This window comes from Dyadobacter fermentans DSM 18053, assembly GCF_000023125.1.
GTDB classification, from domain to species: Bacteria; Bacteroidota; Bacteroidia; order Cytophagales; family Spirosomataceae; genus Dyadobacter; species Dyadobacter fermentans.
The window spans coordinates 4,591,818-4,610,000 of the sequence record NC_013037.1 but is presented as its reverse complement, the minus strand read 5'-3'; the positions used below and the strand labels follow the sequence as shown (position 1 = coordinate 4,610,000).

The window sequence follows — 18,183 nt, the reverse complement described above, 5'->3', positions numbered from 1 at the left end:
GTGAATGCAGCCAATTCGGTGATCGCCCGCAACAAGTCGCAGCTCGAAAAACATACATTTACTTCCAACGAAGAAGGTTCGCTGATCGACGTGATCAAGGCGGGTTCGGACAATGAGGAAGGCCGCCTCATCGCGACGGCGATTTTTGAAGAAAAAATGCAGAAAGCGCTGCGTAATGAGCATTTCGCCATTTTGTACCGCACCAATGCACAGTCGCGCTCATTTGAAGAAGCGCTCCGGAAGCTCGGCATTAAGTACCGCATTGTTGGTGGCCAGTCATTTTACCAAAGGAAAGAAATCAAGGATTTGCTTGCTTACCTGCGGTTTACAGTGAACCAGCGGGACGAAGAAGCTTTCAAACGGATTATTAATTTACCCAAAAGAGGCATCGGCGACACCACCGTGGCCAAAATCGCGGTGACTGCTTCCGAAAACAATGTGGCGATCTGGGATGTGGTGGCCAATATCAATCAATATGGTACCGGTCGCACTATCGCACCCATCGAAGGCTTTGGGACGCTGATCAAGAGTTTCAAAATTTTGGTCGAAGAAGGCAAGGACGCCTATGAAATTTCTTCCCACATTGCCAAAGCATCCGGCATTTTGCGTGAATTGTATGAAGATAAGACCGTGGAAGGCCTTTCGCGCTACGAAAACGTGCAGGAATTGCTGAACGGGATCAAGGAATTTGTCGATAGCGATGAAACGGAGGATAAATCATTGAGTGCGTTCCTTCAATCGGTGTCGCTGTTGACGAATGCGGATGAGCCGGATGATAATAATGACCACGACCGGGTGACGATGATGACCATTCACTCGGCTAAGGGTCTGGAATTCAGGAATGTATTTATTGTGGGCCTGGAAGAAGACCTTTTCCCGAGCCAGATGATGCTCGAAAGCCGGCAAGATTTGGAAGAAGAAAGGAGGCTTTTCTACGTGGCGATCACGCGTGCGGAAAAGAAGCTCTCATTCTCCTACGCCGAGAGCCGTTACCAGTGGGGCCGCCTGAAAATGTGCGAGCCGAGCCGGTTCCTGCTCGAAGTGGAACAGAAGTATTTGAACGTGAATAAAATGGTGCAAAGTGCCCTCGAACGCGACACGACGCCTCCTGTGACGACATTTGCCCGCAACCTGGTGCAGCGCAAAACAGAGGCCAAACCGGCAGTAACCGCCGCGACAAGCCACGTTCCTTCGGCCGATTTCGTGCCTACCGACACGTTCGATCTGGCGGAAGGCGACAAGGTGGAGCATTTGAAATTCGGTTTCGGGGTGGTGACCAAAATGGACGTCAATGGTACCGACCGGAAAGCGACCGTCAAATTCGATCTCGTCGGTGAAAAAACGCTGCTCCTTAGCTTTGCAAAACTTCGGGTGATGAAATAAATGCGTATTGAACCGATGAAATTATAGTAATTCCAAGCTTTTTTGTAATAAATCTTACCCTAAACTTCACTGATTAAAACCATAAATTATGTTTATTGAAAAGGATATTCAACAGATAAAGGAAAGAGGGAGCGATCTGAGCGTCGTAGAAGAGCAAGTACGTTACTTTGAAAACGGCTTCCCGTTTTTGCAATTGTCGAAGGCTGCAACCGTGGGCGACGGCATTATCAGGCTGACGGAAGATGAGATCGCGCAGGTAATCAGTGAGTTCGATAAAAGTGCTGCCGATGGCGAAATTGCACTTTTGAAATTTGTACCCGCTTCGGGCGCTGCTACCCGGATGTTCAAATCGCTTTTCGGGTTTTTGCAGGAGGATAAGAAGGACAAGTCGGTGGAAGAGTTTTTTACGAAGCTGAAAGATTTCGCATTTTACGAGGATTTGAAAACCTGTCTGGCTGCCGACGGTCTGGACATTACGTCGGTCGACGAGAAAACAATTGCCTCTTACTTCCTCACCAGCAAGGGTTTGGGCTACGGAGAGTTGCCGAAAGGCCTTTTGAAATTCCATAATTACCCTGAGCGCTCGCGCACGCCGCTGGAAGAGCACTTGGTTGAAGGCGCCAAATATGCGAATGCGGGCAGCAATGTGCAGATCCACTTCACGGTATCTCCCGAGCACCGCGATAAGTTTGAAAAGCTGGTGGTAGAAGTGCTTCCGAGCTATCAAACGCAATACGGCGTTCGCTACATTGTTTCGTTTTCGGAGCAAAAAAGCGCTACGGACACGATTGCGGTGAACCTGGACAACACGCCTTTCCGCGAAAAAGACGATTCACTTTTGTTCCGCCCCGCAGGCCACGGCGCATTGCTGGACAACCTGGGCCAGCTCGATGCGGATATTATCTTTATTAAAAATATCGACAATGTCGTGCCGGATCGGATTAAGGGTGAGACGATTACCTATAAGAAGGCATTGGCGGGCACAGTATTGAAATACCAAAAGAAAATCTTCGCTTACCTCGATCAACTGGCTTCCGGTGCCGACGCGGCATTGTTGGCGGAGCTCGACGGCTTTTTCCGCAATGAACTTTGCGTGGTGCCGCCGGCCGGTTTTGAGTCGTGGGGCGATGATGAAAAGAAGGCATATTTTATCGGAAAACTGGATCGCCCGTTGCGCGCTTGCGGGATGGTGAAAAACCAGGGTGAGCCGGGTGGCGGACCGTTCTGGGCTGAGAATGCCGATGGATCATCGTCGCTGCAAATCGTGGAATCGGCGCAGGTGGATGTGGATAATGCTGATCAGAACAGCATTTTCAAGAATTCGACGCACTTCAATCCTGTGGACCTGGTGTGTGCGGTGAAGAACAAAAAAGGCGAATTGTATGACCTGAAAAAATTCCGTGATCCGCTAACCGGCTTTATTACAGGCAAATCCAAAGATGGGAAGGAATTGAAAGCGCAGGAGCTGCCAGGTTTGTGGAACGGCTCGATGGCCGACTGGAACACGCTTTTCGTAGAAGTGCCTTTGATTACATTCAACCCTGTGAAAACTGTGAACGACCTGCTTCGCGAGCAGCATCAATAGTTTTAATATAAAGCCAAATAAAAAATGGTCGGAAGCAACTCCGACCATTTTTTATTTCAAATGACTGATCCGATCAAGGTATCGGCAATACTTTGCTCTCTTTGAATGTCGAGAGGATTACCATCGTTTGCGTGCTGGCAACTTCTTCTATTTCATTGATTTTTTCGAGCATCAGCTTCTGGTAAGTGCTGATATCTTTGGAAATCACACGAAGCAGGAAATCTCCTGTTCCGGTAATGTGATGACATTCAATAACTTCCGGGATTGCATGAATTTTCTCAACAAATGACTCCGTAACAGCCTTGCGGTGCCCCACCAGTGAAATCTGCACAAAAGTACTCACGCCCAATCCCACCTTTTCAGGTTCGAGCTGCGCATGGTAGCTTTTGATGATGCCGGATTGCTCCAGTTTTTTCACGCGTTCCAGCGTGGGAGCCGGTGAAAGGCCTATTTCTTTGGATAATTGAGCGTTGGTTATCTTCGCGTTCGTTTGTAAAATCTCCAGTACTTTGCGGTCTATCTGATCTAACTTAATAATGGCCGACATTTCTCTATGACTAAGGTTTATATGACGTGCCCATTTCGGGAACGCCGCAAAACTAATTAGTTTCCCGAAGATTCTTGTAATATTATACTGAAATTTTGTCTAAAACTAGAATTATCGTAGGTGAAATATGATTTTAGTATTGAAATATTAGGCTATTCCAAATGTAACCTGTTGTATTGATCAAGGTTACACGGCGTAAGTTTCGATTTTTTCAAGAAAATCCTGATACGTTTTCGTGATCCCTTCTTCCAGGTCGATCGTGTGTTTCCAGCCCAATGCGTGGAGCTTGCTCACGTCCATTAATTTCCGCGGCGTGCCGTCAGGTTTTTCTGTATTCCACTTGATTTCGCCCTGGTATCCCACCACTTTCTGAATCATTTCCGCCAGATGTTTGATGGTCACGTCGGAGCCTACACCGATGTTCAGGAAGCCTGCTTCATTGTAATTCTGCATCAGGAAATAGCAAGCGGCGGCCAGGTCGTCGGCGTGCAGGAACTCGCGGAGCGGCGAACCTGTGCCCCAAAGCTCCACGAACGGCTTTCCTTCTTCTTTGGCCTCATGGAATTTGCGGATCATCGCTGGCAGCACGTGCGATTTATTTAAATCGTAATTATCATTCGGGCCATATAAATTAGTTGGCATGACCGAAATGAAGTTGCAGCCATATTGCGAACGATAAGCTTCGCACATTTTGATACCGGCAATTTTCGCAATTGCGTAAGGCTCGTTGGTAGGTTCCAAAAGGCCTGTCAGCAGCGAATCTTCCTGCAATGGCTGGGGAGCAAGTTTCGGGTAAATGCAGCTCGATCCGAGGAACATCAGCTTCTTCGCATCCGTGCGGTATGCGCTGTCGATTACGTTGTTCTGGATGAGCAGGTTATCATTGAGGAACTCTGCGCGATAAATATTGTTTGCCATAATGCCGCCTACTTTGGCAGCGGCCAAAAAGATATATTCGGGGCGTTCGGCCTCAAAAAATGCCCGCACATCGGCCTGGTTGCGGAGATCGAGCTGTGAGGAAGTTCTGGTGATGATGTTGTTGAATCCTTCTTTTTCCAACTTTCTGAGAATAGCAGATCCAACCATTCCCCGATGCCCGGCAATATAAATTTTAGCGCTTTTTTCCACGGTGTTTTTTTAAATTTGTCTTGGAAATCAATATAGAAAAAACCAAATCGTTACAAAAGTAACAATCTTGCCCTGAAGAAAAATCCTGTATTCATGCAAAGAGTAGCACTGTTCTGCGGCTTTTTTACAATCTGTCTCTCGGTTTCCGCTTTTGCCCAGGATGGCCAGAAGGACGCAGCGGCGCCCGCCTGGTTGCCCAAAGAGCAGGTAAAAAAGGATACCGCGGCGCGTTCGAATGACCTGAAATCCTTCGTTTCGGGCCTGGACCCGGTTATGGGTGCATCCGTACCCGGCGGCAAGGGCAAGTCCACCAACCTTTCTACCCTGTTCGGGGAAACCATTCCCGATCTCGGGCTCCGGGTGAAAGAATACAAAAGCCAGAAAAAGGACCGGAAGGCACGCAAGGAAAAGGCGCGCCTTGCGAAAGTACAATATGAAGGCGTTCAAATGCAGGCGATGTCGGTCAAGTACGGCAGCGGCGACCGTGCTACGGTCGAGAATTTCCATGTTTTGAAGGAATTCAAACCCATCGATCAATACGTGCGGGCTACCGAGACGCGCTGGTACGATAAAAAGGGCCGCAAACTGAGCTCATCGGTGATCAAGGACAAAGCGCAGGCATTGCCGCTTCACGGCTCCTATAAAAAATATAGCGGTGAAAACCTGATCGAGGAAGGCTATTACTACATGGGTGTGAAGGACGGCCGCTGGGTGAAATACGATACGAAATACAACTTGATCGACAAGGCTGTCTGGAACCGTGGATTCCCAGCCGAGTCACGCATCACCTATTACGATTCCGCGCACACGCAGGTAAAAGAAGTGGTGCCGATCGCGTTTGGCGAGGTGGAAGGCGAATATCTGCAATTTTATAAGGAAGGCCAGCTTGCCGCGAACGGCAAATACGATTCGGGCAAGAAAATAGGCCGGTGGGTGGAATACTACCAGTTCCGGCGCCAGCGCAAAAAAGAAGTCCAATACCCTAAAACTGCCTGGGACGACGAATTTGAACCATTTATTTTGAGAGAATGGGACGACAAAGGCAAGCTGCTTTACGACTACACTAAAGATCCACGCGCCTCCGTTGAAGAAGAGGAAACGGAAAATTAAGCCGTTGGATAATTGAAAATCACCGTTCGCTTGCTTAATTAGCACACCGGATTGGGCAGACCTGTCCGCCGGAGTCTAATTTATGTACTCAGCTTTCCTCCGTTTTGTCAGAGAAAAAATCTGGCTTGCCTGTTTGTTGTGCCTGCTACCTGTTTTGATCTACATACTGGTTTTCAAGGCGATCGCCCTGAATGTCAACTATGTGGCTTTCGATGACATTATCATTTTGGGTATTATCCCGGAATTTTCGAATGCCGACCTTGCCGGAAAATGGAAGCTTCTCACAACCCTTTTCCCTGAACACAGGCTGGTCTTCTCCCGCTCGGCGATCCTGCTGCTGCAAAAAGCATTTGGTACGATCGACCTCGTGTGGCCGATGATCATCGCCAACACTTGCTGGGCACTCTGCGCGGTCGTTTTTTATCGTGCATTCCGGCATTTGCGCATGTCGTTCTGGTATTTCGTGCCGGTCATGTGGCTGTGGTTCAATATACAGTCGTTTGAAAATATCTTCTGGGGGGTTAGTTCGCTTTGCAATTTCGGGGTGATCCTGTTTGTGCTTTGTGCATTATATTTTGCGGCTTACAGGCCCGAAAAGCCGGCTTTCGCCCTCCTTTTCGCCATCGCGGCCACATTTACCTATGGTAATGGGCTGATGGTTTTCCCGGTAATCGGCCTGCTGTTTCTGCTCGCAGGTTACAGAATGCAATTTTTCATCACGCTCGGAACAACGCTCGTAATCGCGGCGATCTACTTCATCGATTTTACCCCAATCACCCAAAACCTGGATTTCTCCAATCCGCAGCAGGTGAAAGAAGGCTTTTTAGGTTTTTTTGGCTTTATCGGCTCATGGGCGACGCTTACCGCTTACAGCACGCCTACTTCCGGGCTGTATACCGCCGTAGCAGCCGGAATGCTGATGATCGCCGCCTTGCTCCTTTTATTCCGGCAACAATATATTCCGCTCTGGCATTCAACCTGGCTGAAAGCGCGTTACACGAACCGCACGGCCCTTTTTGCCCTCGCTATCGCCATTTTTACCGGCATCACCGCCCTTGCGCTTACTTACAAACGCATTCCCACCGACACGTTCGAGGGGATGTTTAAAGGCCGCTACCGCATGTACTCCACGCTCTGGTGCGTTGCTTTGTATTTCGGTTTTCTTGCTATTGTACAAAATGCAACCAGGAGGCGGTTCGCGCCGGCCATGGTCGTTGCGGCCATCGTGCTGAACCTGGTGCTGCTGCACAGCAACTTCGCCGAGGCGGTGAATAACCGTCGCGCGGCCATTGCGCAGGAGTTTAATGCCCGCTACAATGCCGATTGGCTGGGTGTGCGCATGTTTTCGATGGATCAGCAGCATTATGAGAAGATCCGCTCCTACTATCGTTCCGACGATCCGCTGGCCGAAAACTGGAACCCGATGGCGGACGCGGTGCCGTGCGACAGCATTTACGAACTCGATGAAGTGGGGCAGCTCGGCAACCACGTCGTTGTAGGTTTTCACAAGGAGTTTTTCAAACCGGAAAAAGACTATTCGGATGGCGCTTATGTGATTCTGAAATCGCCCGGGCACGTTTATGCATCACCTCCGAACCAGGTTTCCGTGCCGCTGAAAACGACATTACGGCGCGGAATGTATTTTAGCAAAGGGCTAAATGCAAGTTTTCATACGGCAAATGTGGAGCCGGGCATTTACCAGATTTACCTGCTTGTCCGTAAAAACGGACGTAATTTCTTTTACTGTACGGGCAAAACCTGGGAAGAAAAGCAATAATCAGTATTTGTTGTGAACGGCCGTCAGAATGCGCTCCACTTCTTTGCGCACATCGGCGGTCGGTTTTGTGAAATTGTTATTCATAAAACTGAAAACCAGCACTTTTCCTTTCCGGGTGATGAGGTAGCCGCTCAAATTGTACACATTACTCAGACTGCCCGTCTTGGCAAAAATAAAAGGCGGTTCCTCCTTGAACAGGTTTTTGAGCGTGCCGGTCTTGCCGCCAGCCGGCAATATCCTGAACAGCCTTTCCTGCGGTACTTTCGCGTAAATTTTTTGCAGCAATGCCACCATTGTCCTCGGTGTGAACAGGTTATAGCGGCTCAGCCCCGAGCCATCCTTCCAAACGGGCTTATCAGGGAGGTCGGCCAGATGGTGCTCTACGGCGTGGGCAATGGCTTTCTCGGTGCTCAGGGGAAGTTTGTTGGCCGTTGCGTAGAGTAGCATCAGCTGTTCGGCGAGCATGTTGTCGCTCGCCTGCATCATGCGTGTGTAGAGCGAATCGGACGCGATGCTGTTGACCGTTTGCAGCTCTATTTCAAGCGGGATATTGATCAGTTTGATCTCCTTTTTCAGCGTATCGCTCAGCAGTTGGAGGGTCAGCTGGTCGGTCATGTGTACGGGAATATCTTTTGTAATCCACTGTGTACCTGCGGTTTTAGGGTAATGGAAGATATTCTGCAGCTCATCCCTTTCAATGCCGGAAACGGTAGTGTCCTCCACCATCGATTTTTGCCAGAAATGCGGATGTGCCCGGTATTTTCCTCCGTTCTGGCTTTGAAAACGCACAATGTTGCCGTAAACAGGCATGGCCGTCACTTCGGGCTGATAATAATCGTTGTAGTCACTCCAAGCCCAGCCGGGCCCGAAACGCTTGTTTTCGAAATGGTAGGGTGTGAAGAAAATCGGCTCTTTGCGGCTTTTCAGGAAATCCAGGACCTTGCTGGATGGCAGATCGGGATGGAGCAGCGACGGGTCGCCCGTGCCGCGGATGATCAGCAACTCGCCCCATTCGAGGTATTCCAGGCCCGGAATGGAGTCGCCTAATGCCGACAGCCCGGCGTAGAAGCTGAACAGCTTGGTGTTAGATGCAGGTACGAAATACTTATTATCCTGGTATGCAGCCATCGCCTTTTGCTCATTCACCCTGGTAATGGAAATGCCCGTATGCTGCTGGCTCAGGACCGCCGACCGGGTGATTTCACGTTTGAGAAAATGGGAGGCCGAACAGCCCGATAACACAATTATACTTATGATAAAGAGCAGCGTGCGCATGGAAACGGATTATAATGAACTTTAAACAAAGATAATATTTTCATTCTAACGGCAAATCCGGGTGTTCGCTGCGAATCGGACAAATTGCTTTCCGAATCAACGAGCTACTTTATCGGTGGCACCGTATGCCTCACTACCAGCAAAAATCCCCCGTTTATGGTAACCACACTATCGCGTTTCAAATCAAACTGTGGAAGGCACGTGGAGTCGGCCAGGACGTAACGGGCGGTATCCGTTTGGGTTGATAACGATAGTTGATGATACCGCTGTAAGTTGGCGTGGATATCGGCATGCTGGTACAAATCATGGCAAATACCGATTGTAGAAGCTACCGGTACCAATGTACGTAGCTGTTTTGCGTTGGCCGAGTAGACGTCCGGCTGGATGCTGCTTACCTTCCTGAAAGTAGCGCCCCAGCATGCCAGAATGCCAACAAAAAACACGATAATCGTGAGTTGCGTCCGCCAAACCAGGGCCGCGGCCACCCGCTGGACGAGCAGGAAAGCGAAAAGTAAGGCAACGAACGGCAGCGCGGGCATCAGGTAATGCGGGTATTGCTTGATACTCACAAGCATAGGCACAATCCCCGACGCTGCCACCAGCGCCGTAAGCACAATGTTTTGGGAAATGTATTTTTCGCGCAGCATTCTCCATTTCAATGCAAAAGATAAAGCGTACAATCCGGCCAGCGCCAGCAAATGCGGCGTGATGTTTCGGATCAGTTCGGTCACCAACGTAATGTGGGCCGTCCAGCCGGTGCCTGCCTTCTCGCGCTTTTGCAGCAGCGCCTGCACCACTTGCCCGTTGAAATACGTGGTCATAAATTCCCTCGCGGGGGCATGTGCGAAGATGCTTGCCGCGCTTAGCACGATCACGGCCAGCATGATCAGCGTTGGCCGGAGTGCTTTTTGGAAAGTATACGAGGCGTCCGCAAATGCATAAATCATCGAAAATGCAAGCGGGTAGAGCCCCACCGGACCTTTGGTCAGAAAGGCCAGAACGATGCCAACGCCTGCCAGTAGCGGCCACAATCCGTCTATTTTACGGGTGACATTCTTTTTCAGGAAAATCAATTGAAAATAGCATGAAACCAGGCAGAACAGTCCCATAGTACTGTCCAGGAAATTGTTGGGAATGCTGTACCAAACCGTCACCAACCCATACCAGCAGAGCACCGGCAGCCAGCCGAGTGCACCGTAGCCGCTTGCGGGGGCCAGCAATTTGCGCCAGACTCCAACTATCAAAACCAAATAGCCGCCCAAAATGAGCGCATTATAGCTATTCTCGACTGCCGGCGTATCCCCGATTATTTTAAAAAGAACTGCCTGCAACCCGAATTGCAGCGGCGGATGTCCCGAAAAATACTCGCCGTTATCGTACGGCAGCCAGAAGGAATGCGCGAAAAACGGCCGCCAGAATGTGCCGATCCCTTCCGACATATTGCGGGCAATGGCGGCATAGGTTACGCCATCCATGAACATGGTGTCGTCAATCGAGCGAGGCAGAAACGTAATCAGGATGAAACTCAGCGTAAAAAGCCAGGGCAGCCACCACGGGTAGCTTTCCTTTTGGCCTGCATGTAAAATCATGATGTGGTGTGAAATTTGCCTTTAAATAACGGCTTTTGCGCGTTGGAGAACAATTTGTAGGCATTTCTTTTTTATCAAACGTGAGGGTTCCCGCTTTCGATAACGCGGGTAATGCAATTACTTTGCAAAATCTGATCACCACACCAAAAACGGAGTTCCGATGACTGATATCCGGTCTGTCCTGAAACAATATTGGGGTTACGACGCATTCAGGCCATTTCAGGAAGACGCCATTCAGGCCGTCCTGAATGGCATGGATACGCTCGTGCTGCTGCCTACCGGCGGCGGCAAATCCATTTGTTTCCAGGTACCGGTGATGGCCTCCAAGGGTGTGTGCATTGTGGTAACGCCGCTGATCGCCCTTATGAAAGACCAGGTGGAGCAGCTCAAACGCAGGCATATTCCCGCCGCCGCGATCCATTCGGGCATGAGCAAGACCGAGATCGATATTACGCTGGATAATTGCATTCACGGAAATACGAAGTTTCTCTACGTGTCGCCCGAGCGCCTGCGGACGGACATTATGATTGCCCGCACGAAGCAAATGAAGGTTTGCCTGCTTGCGATCGACGAGGCGCATTGTATTTCGGCCTGGGGTTACGATTTCCGCCCCTCCTACCTGCTCATCGCCGATTTCCGGAAGCTTTTACCCAAAGTGCCGGTAATGGCGCTCACCGCCACCGCTACGGAAGAAGTGCGGGCAGACATCCTCGATAAGCTCGAAATGCGCAATGCGCGCGTTTTCAAGCAGTCGTTTGCACGTGCCAACCTCTCCTACTCGGCATTTGCGGAGGAAAGTAAGGAACGAAAATTATTGCAGGTTTTGCGTAATGTTTCGGGAACGGCCATTGTATACGTTCGCACCCGGAAGCGCACCAAAGACCTCGCTGACTGGCTCTCGAGGCAGGGAATTTCGGCCACCAGCTACCACGCCGGACTGCTTTTTAAGGACCGCTCTGACCGGCAAACGGCCTGGATTCAGAACCGGGTGAGGACCGTCGTGGCCACAAATGCCTTCGGGATGGGGATCGACAAGCCCGATGTCCGCGCCGTGGTGCATTTCGACCTGCCCGACAATCTGGAAGCCTATTATCAGGAAGCCGGCCGGGCCGGAAGGGACGAAAAAAAGGCCTATGCCGTCGCATTGTTCAACAAAATCGACCTCGAGGAGCTCGTCGACAGCGTGGAGCGACGATACCCGCCCATTGAAATGCTCCGGCGCGTTTACCAGGCCCTGGCGAATTATTACAAAGTGGCCGTCGGTGCGGGCGAGCTATCGGGTTTCGACTTCGATATCCAGGAATTTACAGGCATATTCGGGCTGCCGGTGAATGAAACGCATTATGCGTTGAAACTGCTTGAAGAAGAAGGTTTTGTGCAGCTCAGCGAGAATTTTAGTGATGCTTCCAAAATCCATTTTCTGGTGGATAACCGCCAATTGTACGATTTTCAGATACGCTATCAGGAGCTGGATTCGTTTATCAAACTGATCCTGAGAATGTACGGCGGCGAGCTTTTTACGGAGTATGTGCGCATTTCGGAAACCGAGCTGGCGCAGGTGCATTTCGCCACGGTGCCCGAAGTTCTGAGGAAGCTGAAATTCCTTGCCGAGCGGGACATTATCGATTACGAACCCCGCAAGGACAAGCCCCAGCTCACATTTCTGACACCGCGCTATGATTCTTCTTTACTGCCGCTGAATGTTTTTGAAATACAAAAGAAAAAGGACCGCGACCTGCAAAAGGCACAAGCGGTGATCCGTTACGCGTCGCATACCAAACGGTGCCGGACCTTGCTTTTACTGGAATATTTTCATGAATTCGATGCGGAGGAATGCGGTGTGTGCGATATATGCATTCAAAACCGGAAAAATGAGGCCCGCGACGCTGCGGAGGACGCCACTTTGGCCGGAATGATCACCGATTTTCTAACCCGTGAGGGCCCGATGTTGCCCGCTGAACTTGGCCGTGCATTCGAAAACCTGCCCGGCGACGAGTTGTTCAATACATTACAAACGCTGATCCGGGAGGAAACGATCCGGTATAATGAACAAGGAATGCTCACCGCGACTAACAAAACTCAACTTTGAAAACCTCATTACTAACCACAGCACTATTCGTCCTGACGACCTTTCATTGCGTTGTCGCTCAACAGATTCCAGGCCTGCAATTCAGTAACTACGGCGGTTTATACCGCGCTACTTACAATCCGTCGGTGCTCGGCGGGCCGCGGCACAAGTTCCAGGTCAATGTGCTCACGCTCGGCGGGAGTATCAAATACCGGTACTTCCGGTTTATTGGTGAAAACTCGTTTTTGTACCCGATACTTTCGGCGCATTCCACGAAGGAGCTCTACGGCCGCTCACGTACGATGGGCTCGCTGACCTACAAGGACCCTATTTTCCTCACAGGAGAAATCCGTTGGCCGTCGGTGTCGTTTGCATTGGGCAAATACCACAGCGTGGCGGTGCAGCTGCGTACGCGCGGATTTGTGCAGGGCCGCAACATCACCTCCGCCATCGATAACCTGTATATGAAAAGGCTGGACACGGGCAGCACACCGCCGATCACGGGTGAAGCCTGGGGCGATTTCAGCCTCGTTCAGCAGAGCCTTACCGACCTTAGCTTCTCATACGGCGTGCAGCTGCTCGATATCGAAGGGCATAAATTCCGTGTTGGGGCAACCGTAAAACGTGTTTTTGGTGCGCGTGTGGCCTATTTGAAAGGCAATGCGGATCAATACAGCATTGGTCCGGTGAATAATGATCCCGAGATCAGCCAGCTGGAAGTCGATAACCTCTCGTACGAAAGCGGTTACAGCACACCCAACCGCAAAGCGCGCATCGGCAGCTTGTTTGATTCGGGGAAATATGGTTCGGGCTGGGGTTACGACCTGGGCTTTTCGTACGAGATAGGTGCCGTGTGGAAAGGCCGCAAGGAAGCCTACAACGACAGCCCCGATTACCTCGTCCGTCTTGCCGGGTCGCTCACGGATATTGGGTCGGTTAAATACAAAACGTCCGATTCGAGAGTGGCCAGAGGCTTGCACAGCGACGTGGTGATCCGCCAGGCGGAGCTGGAAACCATTAGTGACCGCGGTCCCGAGGGCTTTATGAGCCTGTTTCCCGGCGACACGAGCACGGCATTCGCCCAAAGCGTGAAACTGCCGCAGGCGCTCAATCTGGAAGCCGACATACAGGTTTTCAATGGCTTTTTCCTCAATCTGGCGCATACGAGCCGTTTCAAAAGCCGGAGCGGCCAGCCATTAGATATGTATGTGCCCAATACTTTTATCGTCACGCCGCGTTTCGAGGACGAAGATTCCGGCCTTTCGTTCCCGATCTCGTTCATTCAGGGCAACAACCGGCCTTCCATCGGCCTTGCGGGGCATTTTGGGCCGGTATTCCTCGGGTTTAGTAATGTGAATGGCCTGATGAAAAGCGGCGGCGCGCGCGGGAGCATGATGTACATCGGATTCACCGCGTGGAAAGCAAATCGTAAAAAAGACAAGGATTGATATGAAAACATCGTCTGCCCTACTCCTTTTAGCAGTTTTCCTGCCACTAATGCTGCTTGGGCAGCACGATCACCATGCGGGACATCCCATTGCAGACGACGTAGAGCCGCAGCCGCTGCTCGCACAGGCGATGCGCTTGCAGGAGGCGCTTTCGTTTTCGGGAAATGCGCTGCAAACCGCTGATTCGGAAAAATTGAAAGCCCTGGGCCGCGGCCCGTTTTCAAAGCAGACGGTAGCTCAAATCCAGGCCATTCTGGACCCCTATTGCCTGAATGTGGTGCACATCAATCCCGAAGGACGCGTGAAGGTCGACCGTGGCGCGGCCAAAGCGGCGCTTGTGCAGGGCGGATGGACGGCTTTTTTGGTTAAAATCCATAACGAAGCAGTCATTACCGCGCAGTTTGAGGCCGTCAGCCCGAATGCGCTCAAACCCTACCATTCGCCATCGTTTGAACACCGGGTCAAAAAGGAGCACGAACTTACCGCAGGCCAGGTCGCAAACCGTTTTCTGGACATTCAGATTTATGCCGGAAGGCCTTTGCAGCCCAATTTGTCGGGTTTAAAGCTCGAATATGCGGTGGTTCAGATCTATTCCAAGGACGCCGGCCAGCGCGAGGCGGAAATCGCATACCATGCCGGCCAGGGTTCGCAGGACATCGGTTTCAGGAATTCTACCCATATTTTGTTTGATATAAAACCTGCGGTCAGGGTCAATTTCGATGTAAAAGATGCCGACGGTGCGGCCACTATGGCATCTTTCGTGATCACCGACGGCCAGGAGCATGCGTCCGGTAAATTCAAGGGCATTTATCCCCTGCCGTCCCGTCGCGTGGCAGCATTTGATGAATATCCCGATTTCTTTTTCCAGCCGCAAATTTACCGCCAGAGCGGCGAGCACGTCACGTTGCCTGCGGGCAAATACCAGGTCACATTCACCCGTGGGCCGGAATACATCCCGCAAACGAAAGAAATTACGGTCCCGGCGGGAAAAGCCGCTATTGACGTCGATTTTAAGCTGAAAAGATGGATTCAGCTATCCAGACTCGGCTGGTTCAGCGCCGATCACCACATTCACGCGGCCGGTTGCAGCCATTACGACAGCCCCACGGAGGGCGTCGATCCGAAAGATATGTTCAGGCAAGTGCTGGGCGAAGACCTCAACATGGCTGCCAACCTCGCATGGGGGCCGAGCTGGTATCACCAGAAGACCTTTTTTACGGCAAAAGATCACCCGCTGTCGGGCAAACAGACGATCATGCGCAACGACGTGGAAGTTTCCGGGTTTCCGTCGTCGCACGCTGGGCATATTGTTTTGTTGAGGATTAAAGAAGACGACTATCCCGGCACGACCACCATCGATCAATGGCCAAGCTGGACGGCTCCCGTTCTTTCGTGGGCCAAATCGCAGGGTGGCGTGGTAGGTTACGCGCATTCGGGATGGGGGTTGCAACCGATGGAAGGCACCGACAAACTGCCCAACTACGTCACGCCCAAAATGGACGGCATCGGGGCCAACGAATACATTGTCACCGTAACCAACGGCCTCATCGACTTTTACAGTGCCGGCGACACGCCCGCGCCCTGGGAGCTGAATATGTACTATCACACGTTGAATTGCGGATTCAAAACGAGGCTCAGCGGCGAAACCGACTTCCCGTGCATTACGGACGCGCGCGTAGGCCAGGCGCGGAGTTATTTTAAGCCCAAAAAGGCGATGGACTACGATGGTTACGTGGAAGCCCTCCAACTGGGCCGAAGCTACGTTTCCGACGGCAAATCGCACATCATGGATTTTACAGCGGGCGGCGTGGAGGCTGGTACGGGTGAAAGCCTGCTGGCATTAAAATCCCCCGGCACGACCAAAGTAACGGCGAAGATAGCCGCCTATTTGCCCGAAAAACAAGACGCCACCGGCGAAAGGATTGCCAAATTACCGATTACCGAAATGCCCTACTGGGATATCGAACGGTCGCGTGTAGGCAAGTCTCGCACGGTGCGCGCGGAATTGATATTCAACGGCGTTCCGGTGGACACGGTGGAGGTGCAGGCTGATGGTAAGGTTAATGACGTCAGTTTCAGCGCTAAGCTTGAAAAATCGGGCTGGCTGGCGGTGCGGATTTTCCCGAGCTCGCATTCAAATCCGGTATTTGTGAAAATCGGCGACCAGCCGGTGTCGGAAAAAAGAAGCGCCGAATGGTGCCTCGCCGCGCTGGAACAATGCTGGAAAATGAAAGAGCCCAACATCCGCGCCGAAGAGCGGGCGGCCGCTGCCGAAGCTTATGAGAAGGCCCGGAAAGTGTATCGCCAGCTTATCGCCGGTGCAGGGAAATAGCGGTTATTCGGGTGTGGTTTCTGCCTTTTTGGAACGGAAGAGGCCTCCTATCCTGCTGAACATCCGCTTTTCGAACTCCCAGAAAAACGTGAATTTGCCCCAAATCCAGCCCCAGGCAAGCAAAATGACCTGGTACAGCGGCAGAATGATGAGGATATTGACCGCCCAGCGCACCCAGGCAGGCGATTCATTGTCCAATCCTACAAGCTCAAAGAGCCATCGTTTTACGTAGAGGACCGAAAAACCGGTGCACGCGAAAACAATGAGGATGATGAGCACGTCCCACCCGTTCCTGACATTCCAGCGCTGTTTCAGTTTTTCGATCATCCGTTCTATTCGTGCAGGAAATCGAGGTGCTCGGGTTTGATCACCTCTTTATCCAAAGTTAAGAATTCTTCCCAAAAAGGGTCGTTTGGCACACCGGCGCGGCAGATAATCGGCTCTTTTTTAACGGGATGCTCGAAATACAGCCTGCGTGCATGCAGGTTGATGCTGCCGTCGGGATTGCCTTTGGGATAACCGTATTTCACGTCGCCGCGAATGGGGCAGTTCATCGAGGCCAGCTGCACGCGGATCTGGTGCGGGCGGCCGGTAACCGGCATTACTTCCAGCAGGTGGAATTTGTTGATTTCGCCTACCCAGCGGTACGAAAGCTCCGCACGCTGTGAGCCCGGCACTTCCTCGTCGTGCGCGGTGGTGACATTGCGGGCTTCGTTTTTAGTCAGCCAATGTACCAATTTGCCCTTTTTTTCTGCCGGTTTGTTCTTTACAACTGCCCAATAGGTTTTTTGCACATCGCGTTTCCGGAAAATCTCGTTCATGCGTTCGAGCGCCTTGGATGTGCGCGCAAATACAACGAGCCCGCTCACGGGTCGGTCCAGCCGGTGCACGGTGCCCAAAAACACCGCTCCGGGCTTGTTATAGGCTTCTTTGATGTAATCTTTTACCAAATCCAGCAAACATGCGTCGCCGGTAACATCGGCCTGAACCAGGATACCAGGCTCCTTATTGACGATGATCAGGTGATTATCCTCGTAAACAACCCGAAAAGGTTTTTTAGCCATATTATTAGTTTAATACTTTTTAAAAGGTCAATATGATTCCGATTCGTTCGGAAATGATTTTCCTTTTACGTCTGAAATATAATTAGTGATCGCGTTGGTCATTACGCTATTCAAATCGGCATAATGACGCAAAAAGCGCGGTTTAAATTCCTTATTGATGCCCAGCAGATCGTGAATCACCAGCACCTGTCCGTCGGCATGCGGCCCGGCGCCGATCCCGATGGTCGGAATCTGAATGCTTTCCGACACTTGCTTGGTCAGTTTTGCAGGAATTTTTTCGAGTACGACCGAAAAGCAGCCGACTTCTTCGAGCATCTTGGCGTCTTCCAGCAATTTCTGTGCTTCTGCTTCCTGTTTCGCACGCACGGTGTAAGTCCCGAATTTGTAAATGGATTGCGGGGTAAGCCCCAAATGCCCCATTACAGGCACACCGGCGCTGAGGATGCGCGTAATAGAATCCTTGATTTCGAGCCCGCCTTCCAGTTTCACGGCATGCGCACCCGATTCTTTCATGATGCGAATGGCAGAGTTGAGCGCCTCCCGCGAATTGCCCTGATAGGAGCCAAAAGGAAGGTCCACCACCACCAATGCACGCTTCACAGCCCGCACTACCGACGAGGCGTGGTAGATCATCTGGTCGATCGTGATCGGCAGCGTCGTTTCGTGGCCGGCCATCACATTGGAAGCCGAGTCGCCCACCAGGATCAGCTCGACGCCCGCGGCGTCCACAATGCCCGCCATCGAATAATCATAGGCGGTAAGGCAGGTTATTTTTTCGCCACGGTTCTTCATTTCCTGAATCACGTGGGTTGTAATGCGCTTAATATCAGCAGTATGTACAGACATGGTGGTTATCGGTAATGGTAGTCGAAATTTG

Annotated in this window: 14 protein-coding genes (1 of these 14 cut by a window edge); 7 read left to right on the top strand and 7 right to left on the bottom strand. The window is 51.3% G+C overall.

The window, feature by feature from the left end; translation table 11 throughout:
- On the top strand, window positions 1–1,383 hold the 3' portion of the coding sequence (locus DFER_RS18810; protein WP_187293394.1) for an ATP-dependent helicase. 903 nt of this gene lie to the left of the window's left edge; only the last 1,383 of its 2,286 coding nucleotides appear in the window; the start codon falls outside the window, past its left edge; it ends in the stop codon at window positions 1,381–1,383.
- Between the two features lie 88 nt (window positions 1,384–1,471).
- On the top strand, window positions 1,472–2,968 hold the full coding sequence (locus DFER_RS18805) for a DUF4301 family protein (protein ID WP_015813235.1): 1,497 nt from the start codon (window positions 1,472–1,474) through the stop codon (window positions 2,966–2,968).
- 73 nt (window positions 2,969–3,041) lie between these two features.
- Here DFER_RS18805 and DFER_RS18800 read toward each other — a convergent pair whose 3' ends face one another.
- Together DFER_RS18800 and fcl are read right to left on the bottom strand one after the other, a co-directional pair.
- Complete coding sequence (locus tag DFER_RS18800; RefSeq protein ID WP_015813234.1) at window positions 3,042–3,515, bottom strand: Lrp/AsnC family transcriptional regulator; 474 nt, start codon at window positions 3,513–3,515, stop codon at window positions 3,042–3,044.
- Between the two features lie 186 nt (window positions 3,516–3,701).
- Window positions 3,702–4,643: a GDP-L-fucose synthase gene (gene fcl, locus DFER_RS18795; protein WP_015813233.1), complete on the bottom strand. Its 942-nt coding sequence runs from the start codon at window positions 4,641–4,643 to the stop codon at window positions 3,702–3,704.
- A gap of 93 nt (window positions 4,644–4,736) precedes the next feature.
- Between fcl and DFER_RS18790 the strand changes: the two genes are divergently transcribed.
- Both DFER_RS18790 and DFER_RS18785 read left to right on the top strand, forming a co-directional pair.
- Window positions 4,737–5,753 carry a toxin-antitoxin system YwqK family antitoxin gene (locus DFER_RS18790; protein ID WP_015813232.1) on the top strand — a complete coding sequence of 339 codons (1,017 nt, stop codon included), beginning with the start codon at window positions 4,737–4,739 and terminating at the stop codon, window positions 5,751–5,753.
- A gap of 154 nt (window positions 5,754–5,907) precedes the next feature.
- Window positions 5,908–7,530, top strand: a complete 1,623-nt coding sequence (locus DFER_RS18785; RefSeq protein ID WP_229206047.1) for a hypothetical protein — start codon at window positions 5,908–5,910, stop codon at window positions 7,528–7,530.
- Here DFER_RS18785 and dacB read toward each other — a convergent pair whose 3' ends face one another.
- Window positions 7,531–8,805: a D-alanyl-D-alanine carboxypeptidase/D-alanyl-D-alanine endopeptidase gene (gene dacB, locus DFER_RS18780; protein WP_015813230.1), complete on the bottom strand. Its 1,275-nt coding sequence runs from the start codon at window positions 8,803–8,805 to the stop codon at window positions 7,531–7,533.
- 104 nt (window positions 8,806–8,909) lie between these two features.
- On the bottom strand, window positions 8,910–10,394 hold the full coding sequence (locus tag DFER_RS18775; protein WP_015813229.1) for an ArnT family glycosyltransferase: 1,485 nt from the start codon (window positions 10,392–10,394) through the stop codon (window positions 8,910–8,912).
- 160 nt (window positions 10,395–10,554) lie between these two features.
- On the opposite strand from DFER_RS18775, the gene DFER_RS18770 reads away from it, so the two are divergent.
- Genes DFER_RS18770 through DFER_RS18760 form a run of 3 tightly spaced genes read left to right on the top strand, consistent with a single transcriptional unit; the run spans window position 10,555 to window position 16,242 of the window.
- Window positions 10,555–12,483, top strand: a complete 1,929-nt coding sequence (locus DFER_RS18770) for a RecQ family ATP-dependent DNA helicase (RefSeq protein WP_015813228.1) — start codon at window positions 10,555–10,557, stop codon at window positions 12,481–12,483.
- Complete coding sequence (locus DFER_RS18765; RefSeq protein ID WP_015813227.1) at window positions 12,480–13,910, top strand: DUF5723 family protein; 1,431 nt, start codon at window positions 12,480–12,482, stop codon at window positions 13,908–13,910. The genes DFER_RS18770 and DFER_RS18765 overlap by 4 nt, the downstream gene beginning before the upstream one ends.
- Before the next feature lies 1 nt (window position 13,911).
- Complete coding sequence (locus DFER_RS18760; RefSeq protein WP_229206046.1) at window positions 13,912–16,242, top strand: CehA/McbA family metallohydrolase; 2,331 nt, start codon at window positions 13,912–13,914, stop codon at window positions 16,240–16,242.
- 3 nt (window positions 16,243–16,245) lie between these two features.
- On the opposite strand, the gene DFER_RS18755 is transcribed toward DFER_RS18760, so the two are convergent.
- Genes DFER_RS18755 through panB form a run of 3 tightly spaced genes read right to left on the bottom strand, consistent with a single transcriptional unit; the run spans window position 16,246 to window position 18,152 of the window.
- Window positions 16,246–16,569 (bottom strand): DUF6787 family protein, encoded by a 324-nt coding sequence (locus DFER_RS18755; RefSeq protein WP_015813225.1) that lies wholly within the window; start codon window positions 16,567–16,569, stop codon window positions 16,246–16,248.
- Between the two features lie 5 nt (window positions 16,570–16,574).
- A complete protein-coding gene (locus DFER_RS18750; RefSeq protein ID WP_015813224.1) occupies window positions 16,575–17,306 on the bottom strand; it encodes an RluA family pseudouridine synthase in 732 nt (243 codons plus the stop codon).
- Between the two features lie 27 nt (window positions 17,307–17,333).
- Window positions 17,334–18,152: a 3-methyl-2-oxobutanoate hydroxymethyltransferase gene (gene panB / locus DFER_RS18745; protein WP_015813223.1), complete on the bottom strand. Its 819-nt coding sequence runs from the start codon at window positions 18,150–18,152 to the stop codon at window positions 17,334–17,336.
- Between the last annotated feature and the right edge of the window lie 31 nt (window positions 18,153–18,183).

Excerpts from the sequence above, each read along its gene's own strand:
- DFER_RS18770 (WP_015813228.1), top strand. The coding sequence starts at position 10,555 with ATGACTGATATCCGGTCTGTCCTGAAACAATATTGGGGTTACGACGCA.
- DFER_RS18760 (WP_229206046.1), top strand. The coding sequence starts at position 13,912 with ATGAAAACATCGTCTGCCCTACTCCTTTTAGCAGTTTTCCTGCCACTA.
- DFER_RS18805 (WP_015813235.1), top strand. The coding sequence starts at position 1,472 with ATGTTTATTGAAAAGGATATTCAACAGATAAAGGAAAGAGGGAGCGAT.
- DFER_RS18750 (WP_015813224.1), bottom strand. The coding sequence starts at position 17,306 with ATGGCTAAAAAACCTTTTCGGGTTGTTTACGAGGATAATCACCTGATC.
- DFER_RS18790 (WP_015813232.1), top strand. The coding sequence starts at position 4,737 with ATGCAAAGAGTAGCACTGTTCTGCGGCTTTTTTACAATCTGTCTCTCG.
- DFER_RS18800 (WP_015813234.1), bottom strand. The coding sequence starts at position 3,515 with ATGTCGGCCATTATTAAGTTAGATCAGATAGACCGCAAAGTACTGGAG.
- DFER_RS18755 (WP_015813225.1), bottom strand. The coding sequence starts at position 16,569 with ATGATCGAAAAACTGAAACAGCGCTGGAATGTCAGGAACGGGTGGGAC.
- dacB (WP_015813230.1), bottom strand. The coding sequence starts at position 8,805 with ATGCGCACGCTGCTCTTTATCATAAGTATAATTGTGTTATCGGGCTGT.
- panB (WP_015813223.1), bottom strand. The coding sequence starts at position 18,152 with ATGTCTGTACATACTGCTGATATTAAGCGCATTACAACCCACGTGATT.
- DFER_RS18775 (WP_015813229.1), bottom strand. The coding sequence starts at position 10,394 with ATGATTTTACATGCAGGCCAAAAGGAAAGCTACCCGTGGTGGCTGCCC.